The sequence below is a fragment of the Bradyrhizobium uaiense genome, from assembly GCF_010811875.1.
Lineage (GTDB): Bacteria > Pseudomonadota > Alphaproteobacteria > Rhizobiales > Xanthobacteraceae > Bradyrhizobium > Bradyrhizobium uaiense.
On sequence record NZ_VKHP01000344.1, the window covers coordinates 1 to 8,190 of the forward strand.

An 8,190-nucleotide genomic window follows, 5' to 3' on the forward strand; every position below is an offset into this window, starting at 1 on the left:
AACAAATCTCCTCCCGCGACCCGCGGGGGGGCGTCTTCCGAAAAAACGGAGGCCTAGCAGTGCGACCACCCAACCCGCCCCGCCACGCGAAGGGCGGGGGCGGCGCCCGCGGAGGACTGGCCCCACCGGCCGCCCCCTCGCGGTGTGGGGGATCTCGTCGGGATTTTCTCCAAGAGGGGGGCTGCGACCGCCGATATCGGCTGCGGCAGCGGTCGCGAGGTCGCCTGGCTGAATGCCAACGGCTTTCCGGCCGAAGGCTTTGACGCCTCCGAGGGTCTGCTCGCGGAGGCTCGCTCTCGCTACCCGAGGCTGAGCTTTGCGCGCGCCGAGCTGCCTGATCTCCGCGGCATCGCCTCCGGCAGCTTCGACAATGTGCTGTGCGAGACCGTGATCATGCATCTAGACCCCACGCTGATCGCGCCGTCGGTCCGCCGCATGTTCGAGCTCGTCAAGCCGGGTGGCGTCTTCTATCTGAGCTGGCGCGTAACCGCAGGCTATGATGCACGCGATGCGCACGGCCGGCTCTATGCCGCGTTCGATACGGCACTGGTGCGGGCTGAACTGGCGGGCGCCGAATTGCTGCTCGATGCGGAGGTCGTCAGCGCCTCGTCCGGCAAGGTCATCCACCGCATCGTGGCCCGGCAGCGCGACTGACACGTTCGGAAATATTCAGACACGATTTGCAATTTGTTAACCATGCCCTGCGAAGGTCCTGACGGATCAACGATTTCTTAAGAAATCGCCCCTCGCGCCAATGCAGGGACCTCCCCGATGACCTCGATCGGCACCACGCCCAATCCCTATGCCCAATATGGCTCGGCCTATGCGCGGGCCGCCGCGACGCCCTCGCTGGCGGCGACCTTGTCGGGCGACGGCACGGCAGGCGACCTTTCGGCGTCCTCGACGCCGAACACGGCCACCAACCTGACGCTGTCGGACGCCGCCCGCGCGCAACTCGGCAAGGCGCCGCTGCCGGATTTTGCGACCGTCACCAGTGACGCGCGCACAACGCTCGACCGGCTCTACACGGTAGCCGGGGTGAAGAAGCCGATTGTCGACGGCAAGACCACGATCGATCTCTCGACCCTGGACCGCCGCTCGCTGTTTGCGATCTCGACCAATAATGGCGGCAAGTTCACGCCGGACGAGCAGGCGGTTGCGGCCACCGAATTGAAGCAGCGCTTCGACAAGGCCGTGGCGCCGTCGCTTGCGACCACGCGCCTGACCGGCGACTACAGCGTCAGCTACAAGGCGGCGCTCGACTATCTCGATGGCGCCAGCGACGAGGAGAAGGCCACTGCGACCTGGGCGAGCCAGCGCGCCGCAGTGCTGAAGGGTGTTCAGGCGACACAGCAGGATCCGAACAAGGCGCCGACGGGAATTGCAGGCGACCCGATTGCAGCAGCACTGGCGGGAACCACGACTCCCACGACGGGGAACACGCGCGACTTCTCTAGCGTGGCAAGCGACGTGCGCGCTTTCCTCGATCGGCAGAAGAGCGACGCGGCGAAGAGCGGCAAGGAACTGGTCTACGATTCCCGCCGCAAGACCGGGCAGCTCGTCGACCTGTCCACGCTCGACAACCGCTCGCTGTCGGCGATCTCGCTGAACCAGGACAAGAAGTTTTCAGGCGAGGAGATCTTCGCGGCCAAGCAGGCGCTCAACACGCGGACGCGCCTTGCCGTGCTTGACGCGCTGAAGCAGAGCCAGTCCGCCGGCGATCCGCGCCAGTTCAGTCTCGGCATCCTCAAGCAATATTCCTCGATGAGTGCAGAGGAGCGCCAGGCGGCCAACTGGACGCAGGAATTCCAGGACGCCGCGATCAAGAGCTACAAGTCGACCTCGACGCTGCTCTCGATCCTGAAATCCTAAGTCCGAGCGAGATTCGGATTGATCGACAGAAAAGCCCCGCCCGGTGGGGAGGCCGGGCGGGGCTTTCTGGTCCGGTCGATCTGCGCGCACATCCGCTTGCGCGGCGCCCGGACTGCTCGTTCACGCTATCGCGCCGAATTTAGTCGACCACCTGAACGATCCGTCGCGAACGCGGCTCGACCAGAACGGTTTCGCCATTCACGACTGTGTAGCGATAGGGCGTCGCGCCGAACCGTTGCGGGACGTCGTATGTGGTCACGCCGGCGTCCGGCAGGATGGTGCCGACCACGACGCGATCCGGAACGGTGTAGTTCGGCACGCGCTCGCGCACGATGTATTCGCGGAATGCCGGACGCTGCTCGACCGCAATGCCCTCATCATCCTCGACTGCAACCGGCGGGCCGCCGCGGACAACGCCAACGGTCTGGGCCTGTGCGGCAACAGCCGGCACCGTGATCGCAGCAGCAACCGCTGCAACGGCAAGTATTCTGTTTCGCATGGCTCGCTCCATTCTTTATGGCGCGCGCAGGCCTTCGCCGATGCGCACGACGGGCCAATGCATCGGCTGCGGCGATGTTCCGAAAAACCACCGCCACACACGCGGCAATTTGGAGCAATTTTCGTGAGTTGCGGGAACTCTCAGGCCGTGCAGACGTCTTGATGTGGGAACCCCCTCAGCGGATAAACTGCCGCTCGATTCGCTCCTCCAAAAACTGCCGGAGAAAACTTCAATGACCATCACCGCTGGGCATCTGCCTGCCATCGTGGCGCTGGCTGCAGGCGTCCTGATCCTGATCATGCCGCGGCTCCTCAACTACATCGTCGCGATCTACCTGATCTTCGTCGGGCTCGTGGGAATGGGCCTGCTGCGCTGGCTGCACCTGTAGCGGGAAAGCGGGGTTTCGCGGCTTGCGCGGAACCCCCCAAAATGGTGTAAGGCGCGCATCTTCGACCCCTCCTTCCGGATTGTTGTCTGACATGGCCAAAGCCGTCGCGAAGTCCAAGAAATCTGCTGCGAAAACTGCTGGCAAAACAGCAGCGAAATCAAAGCCCTCCGCCGCCGCCCGCAAGGCTGCTCCGGCGCGCAAGGCGCTGAAGAAGAGCGCCCCGAAGGCGGCGCCGAAAGCCGCCGCCAAACCGGCCGCAAAGCCCGCCGGCAAGGCGCCGGTGAAGGCCGTTGCGAAGAAGGCGGCCCCGGTCGCGATCAAGGCCGGCAAGTGGGTCTATACGTTCGGCGACGGCAAGGCCGAGGGCCAGGCGACCCTGCGCGATCTGCTCGGCGGCAAGGGCGCCAACCTCGCGGAAATGGCCAATCTCGGCCTGCCGGTGCCTCCCGGTTTCACGATCCCGACCTCGGTCTGCACCTACTTCTACGAGCACGACAAGACCTATCCGAAGGAACTGAAAGCCCAGGTTGAGAAGGCGCTCGACTATGTCGGCAAGCTGACCGGCAAGACCTTCGGCGACGCCAAGAACCCGCTGCTGGTCTCGGTGCGCTCCGGCGCGCGCGCCTCGATGCCGGGCATGATGGACACGGTGCTCAATCTCGGCCTCAACGACCGCACGGTCGAAGCGCTCGCCGAACTCTCCGGCGACCGCCGCTTCGCCTATGACAGCTATCGCCGCTTCATCACGATGTATTCCGACGTGGTGCTCGGATTCGAGCATCATCACTTCGAGGACATCCTCGACACCTTCAAGGACGGCCAGGGCTACTCGCTCGACACCGATCTCACCGGCGACGACTGGGTCGAGCTGGTCGGCAAGTACAAGGAAGCGGTCGCGAAGGAGACCGGTCACGACTTCCCGCAGGATCCGCATGACCAGCTGTGGGGCGCGATCGGCGCGGTGTTCTCATCCTGGATGAATACGCGCGCGGTGACCTATCGCAAGCTGCACGACATTCCGGAATCCTGGGGCACCGCCGTCAACGTGCAGGCGATGGTGTTCGGCAACATGGGCGAGACCTCGGCGACCGGCGTTGCCTTCACCCGCAACCCCTCGACCGGCGAGAGCAAGCTGTACGGCGAGTTCCTGATCAACGCGCAGGGCGAGGACGTCGTCGCCGGCATCCGCACGCCGCAGGACATCACCGAAGACGCCCGCCAGGAATCCGGCTCCGACAAGCTGTCGATGGAAGCCGCGATGCCGGCCGCGTTCAAGGAGCTGACGCGGATCTACACGCTGCTCGAGAAGCACTACCGCGACATGCAGGACATGGAGTTCACGGTCGAGCAGGGCAAGCTGTGGATGCTGCAGACCCGCGGCGGCAAGCGTACCGCGAAGGCAGCGCTGCGCATTGCGGTCGAGCTCGCCAATGAAGGCCTGATCTCGCGCAAGGACGCGGTGACGCGGATCGATCCGGCTTCGCTGGACCAGCTGCTGCACCCGACCATCGATCCCGCCGCCAAGCGCGACGTGATCGCAACCGGCCTGCCGGCGTCGCCCGGTGCCGCCTCCGGCGAGATCGTGTTCTCGTCGGACGAAGCAGCCAAGCTCCAGGCCGACGGCCGCAAGGTGATCCTGGTCCGCATCGAGACCAGCCCGGAAGACATCCACGGCATGCACGCCGCCCAGGGCATCCTGACCACCCGCGGCGGCATGACCTCGCACGCGGCGGTGGTCGCGCGCGGCATGGGCAAGCCCTGCGTCTCCGGCTGCGGCACCATTCGTGTCGACTACGGCCGCGGCACCATGAGCATCGGCTCGCGCACCTTCAAGACCGGCGACGTCATCACCATCGACGGTTCGGTCGGCCAGGTGCTGGGCGGCCGCATGCCGATGATCGAGCCGGAGCTGTCCGGCGAGTTCGGCACGCTGATGGGCTGGGCCGACGAGGTCCGCAAGCTCGGCGTCCGCGTCAACGGCGATACGCCCGATGACGCGCGCACCGCGGTGAAGTTCGGTGCCGAAGGCATCGGCCTCTGCCGCACCGAGCATATGTTCTTCGAGGAGACCCGCATCCGCACCGTGCGCGAGATGATCCTCTCCGAGGACGAGCAGTCGCGCCGTGCCGCGCTGTCGAAGCTGTTGCCGATGCAGCGCGCCGACTTCGTCGAGCTGTTCGAGATCATGAAGGGCCTGCCCGTCACGATCCGCTTGCTCGATCCGCCGCTGCACGAGTTCCTGCCGCACACCCAGGCCGAGATCGAAGAAGTGGCGCGCGCCATGAACACCGATCCGCGCAAGCTCGCCGACCGCGCCCGCGAACTGTCCGAGTTCAATCCGATGCTCGGCTTCCGCGGCTGCCGTCTCGCGATCGCCTATCCGGAGATCGCCGAGATGCAGGCCCGCGCGATCTTCGAGGCCGCCGTCGAAGCCAGCAAGCGCACCGGCAAGCCGGTCGGGCTCGAGGTGATGGTGCCGCTGATCGCGACCAAGGCCGAGTTCGATCTGGTCAAGGCGCGGATCGATGCGACCGCCAACGCGGTGATGAAGGAAACCGGCGCCAAGCTGACCTACCAGGTCGGCACGATGATCGAGCTGCCTCGCGCCTGCCTGATGGCCGGCGAGGTAGCGGAGACTGCGGAGTTCTTCTCGTTCGGCACCAACGACCTGACGCAGACCACCTACGGCATCAGCCGCGACGACGCCGCGAGCTTCCTCGGCACCTATGTCGCCAAGGGCATCCTCGAGATCGATCCGTTCATCTCGGTTGATCGCGACGGCGTCGGTGAGCTGGTGAAGATCGGCGTCACCCGCGGCCGCAAGACGCGGCCGAGCCTCAAGGTCGGCATCTGCGGCGAGCACGGCGGTGATCCCGCCTCGGTCGCGTTCTGCCATGAGGTCGGGCTCGACTACGTCTCGTGCTCGCCCTATCGCGTGCCGATCGCGCGTCTCGCCGCAGCGCAGGCCGCGCTCGGCAAGGAGATCGCCAGCCAGGCGTAAGCGACCACGCGGTTCAGAGAGTGCAATGGCCGGGACCAAGTCCCGGCCATTCTTGTTTGTCGAGGCAGTCAGCAAACAGCGTCATTGCGAGCGAAGCGAAGCAATTCATCGTGCCGATTGCGGTAACATGGATTGCGTCGTCGCTTCGCTCCTCGCAATGACGGTTATGTTGGCCGTCCACGCGCCTTCAACACTTTGTTCACCATCTCCGTTGACCGGTCGTTTACGACTTTCATGCGCCGCGCATTTACCAACGCGAGTGATGCGACACGCGGTACGCACGCGATCGCTTGAGTGTAGCGCGCGTGCAACGCCAATTAACTCCGCGGCAACCTAAACAAGTTAGCAACGAGAAAGGTCGAATTGCGCGGATGTACCGTGTTCGATTGCACTCAGTAAGCGTTGCGTGAGCGTACGATGTTTGTGTCGCGTAACCAGCCGAAGGGCGCTCGTCTCGCGCTCTTCGGTCTCGGTCTTGGCATCTTCGCACTTATGCCGACCGAGCTCGGATATCAGGATATTGCCTCGCTCCTGGCCCGGCAGCCCGGCGTCGCCGAGCGCTGGCAGAAGCGCGTCTTCGCCTCGGCGGTCGGCTCGATCCAGGTTGCGACCTACAGCTTCGGCCGTCCGATCGGAACCTCCGCGCCGCAGGATCCGCAAATCCTGCTTGCACGGCTCGACAGTTCGAGCACCGACATCACCGGCGCCGTGACGCGCAATCCGATCGCCGCGCCACCGCCGCGCTATGCGGCATCGGATTTCCCCAAGGTCGATCGCACCCGGAAGGGAGATCGTCTCGTCGTCAGGCGGCCGGACCAGGTCGACCCCGCAGAGCCCGCAAACACGGCTCCGGCGAACGAGGATCCCGCGACATCGAATTCGTCGGTCAAGGGCATGAAGACCGCGACTGCGCCGGCCGACAACGCGCCGCTCGATCCCGAATTGCAGGAAGCGCTGCGCGCGCCGCCCTTGCCGCAATATGCGAAGCCGACGGCGCAGCAATACGACGTGTCGATGTCGCTCGAGGCCAACCCGCTCGAAGATCTGAAGCCCGCGCCGGCGAAGCCTGCTGCTTCCGCGCCGGCGGAAGCCGCGCGCGAGCGCGACCCGTTTGCGTTCAAGACGGCGAGCCTGTTCTTCGGCTCGTCGCTCGGCGCGCCCGAGAATCTCGAGCGCTGGCAGCCCGGCGAGGCGCCGGTCGTCGTGACGCCGGCCGCTCAGCCCGATCCCGACATGAAGGTCATGGCGTCATTGCCGGTCGATGCCGACGGCCCGGTCAAGGCCGGCGAGATGGGCGAGAGCATCGCGCCGAAGGGCGAGGTCAACGCCGACGACCAGCACACCAAGACGCCGGCGGAACGGCTCGGCCTGTTCGACGACAAGTCGCGCGCCAAGTCGGAGAAGTGCCTCGCGGAGGCGGTGTATTTCGAAGCGCGCGGCGAAGCGGTGCGCGGCCAGATCGCGGTCGCCCAGGTGGTGCTGAACCGCGCCTTCTCCGGCAAATATCCCGAGACGGTGTGCGGCGTGGTCTACCAGAACAAGAACCGCCACTACGCCTGTCAGTTCACCTTCGCCTGCGACAACATCCCTGACGTCGTGCGCGAGCCCGACATGTGGGACCGCGCCAGGAAGATCTCGAAGGCAATCCTCGACGGCAAATTGTGGCTGCCGGAAGTCGACCGCTCGACGCACTACCATGCCTATTGGGTGCGGCCGTCCTGGGTCAGCGAGATGAAGAAGACCTACAAGTTCGGCGTCCACACTTTCTATCGCCCGCGCGCCTGGGGCGACGGCAGCGACGCGCCGAGCTGGGGCAACCCGGCCGAGACCGCCAAGATCTCGGCGCAGCTCGCCGAGGCGGCCCAGAGCTCGGCCGAGCAGGCCAGCGCCAAGCGATAGGGTCGCCCACCTAACCTCCCGTTGAAAAGGGGAGGTCGCTTTGCTCCTCAGAGCAAAGCGGGTGGGGATCTGGTCTCTCCACGCGCAGCGATGCCTGTGGCCGACCCCCATCCCGACCTTCCCCCTTTCAGGGGGAAGGAGAAGACGACGTTCCCTCGCCATTCGACCTGAGCCGCCGCGGTATTCGGGGCAATCCTCAACCACGTCACTCCGGGATGACCCGCAGGGCCAGACCTCAGATGCGCAATCGCGCATCTGCGGTTCGTGCCGCCCGAACTCGGGTTTCACCCGAGTTCGGCAGACATGATGGCCAAGTCGGCAACAGCCGACTTGGCTGGCGCCCCGGAATGACAGTCGCATAATCTGCAGGGCAGCCCTGCGAGCGAATATTTTTCTCCTGTTTTTGTCCTGACCCTCTTGGGATTTTCATGCAGCTGCATTAACTCCCCGTAACGTGTCGCGGGGCGTTTCCCTGTCTTTTATACACAGCTGCCGCTTCAGACGCGCAACTCTGCCTGCGCCTCGGGTCGG

At 65.2% G+C, this 8,190-nt stretch carries 6 protein-coding genes; 5 read left to right on the top strand and 1 reads right to left on the bottom strand.

Annotated features, from left to right (window positions below):
• The first annotated feature begins 144 nt into the window (after positions 1-144).
• Positions 145-654, top strand: a complete 510-nt coding sequence (locus FNJ47_RS42945) for a methyltransferase domain-containing protein (protein ID WP_163162420.1) — start codon at positions 145-147, stop codon at positions 652-654.
• Positions 655-771: 117 nt separating this feature from the next.
• The gene (locus tag FNJ47_RS42950; protein ID WP_163162422.1) at positions 772-1,872 is read left to right on the top strand and encodes a hypothetical protein; all 1,101 of its coding nucleotides are present in this window, start codon (positions 772-774) and stop codon (positions 1,870-1,872) included.
• Between the two features lie 139 nt (positions 1,873-2,011).
• Here the strand turns inward: FNJ47_RS42950 and FNJ47_RS42955 are convergent, their stop codons facing one another.
• The gene (locus FNJ47_RS42955; RefSeq protein ID WP_163162424.1) at positions 2,012-2,371 is read right to left on the bottom strand and encodes a DUF1236 domain-containing protein; all 360 of its coding nucleotides are present in this window, start codon (positions 2,369-2,371) and stop codon (positions 2,012-2,014) included.
• A gap of 232 nt (positions 2,372-2,603) precedes the next feature.
• On the opposite strand from FNJ47_RS42955, the gene FNJ47_RS42960 reads away from it, so the two are divergent.
• The 3 genes from FNJ47_RS42960 to FNJ47_RS42970 all read left to right on the top strand — a co-directional run bounded on the left by FNJ47_RS42960 (position 2,604) and on the right by FNJ47_RS42970 (position 7,659).
• Positions 2,604-2,759, top strand: a complete 156-nt coding sequence (locus tag FNJ47_RS42960; protein ID WP_021080009.1) for a DUF3096 domain-containing protein — start codon at positions 2,604-2,606, stop codon at positions 2,757-2,759.
• A gap of 91 nt (positions 2,760-2,850) precedes the next feature.
• The gene (gene ppdK / locus FNJ47_RS42965; protein ID WP_163162426.1) at positions 2,851-5,760 is read left to right on the top strand and encodes a pyruvate, phosphate dikinase; all 2,910 of its coding nucleotides are present in this window, start codon (positions 2,851-2,853) and stop codon (positions 5,758-5,760) included.
• A 417-nt stretch (positions 5,761-6,177) separates the two neighbouring features.
• Positions 6,178-7,659, top strand: a complete 1,482-nt coding sequence (locus tag FNJ47_RS42970) for a cell wall hydrolase (protein ID WP_163162428.1) — start codon at positions 6,178-6,180, stop codon at positions 7,657-7,659.
• Positions 7,660-8,190: the final 531 nt, after the last annotated feature.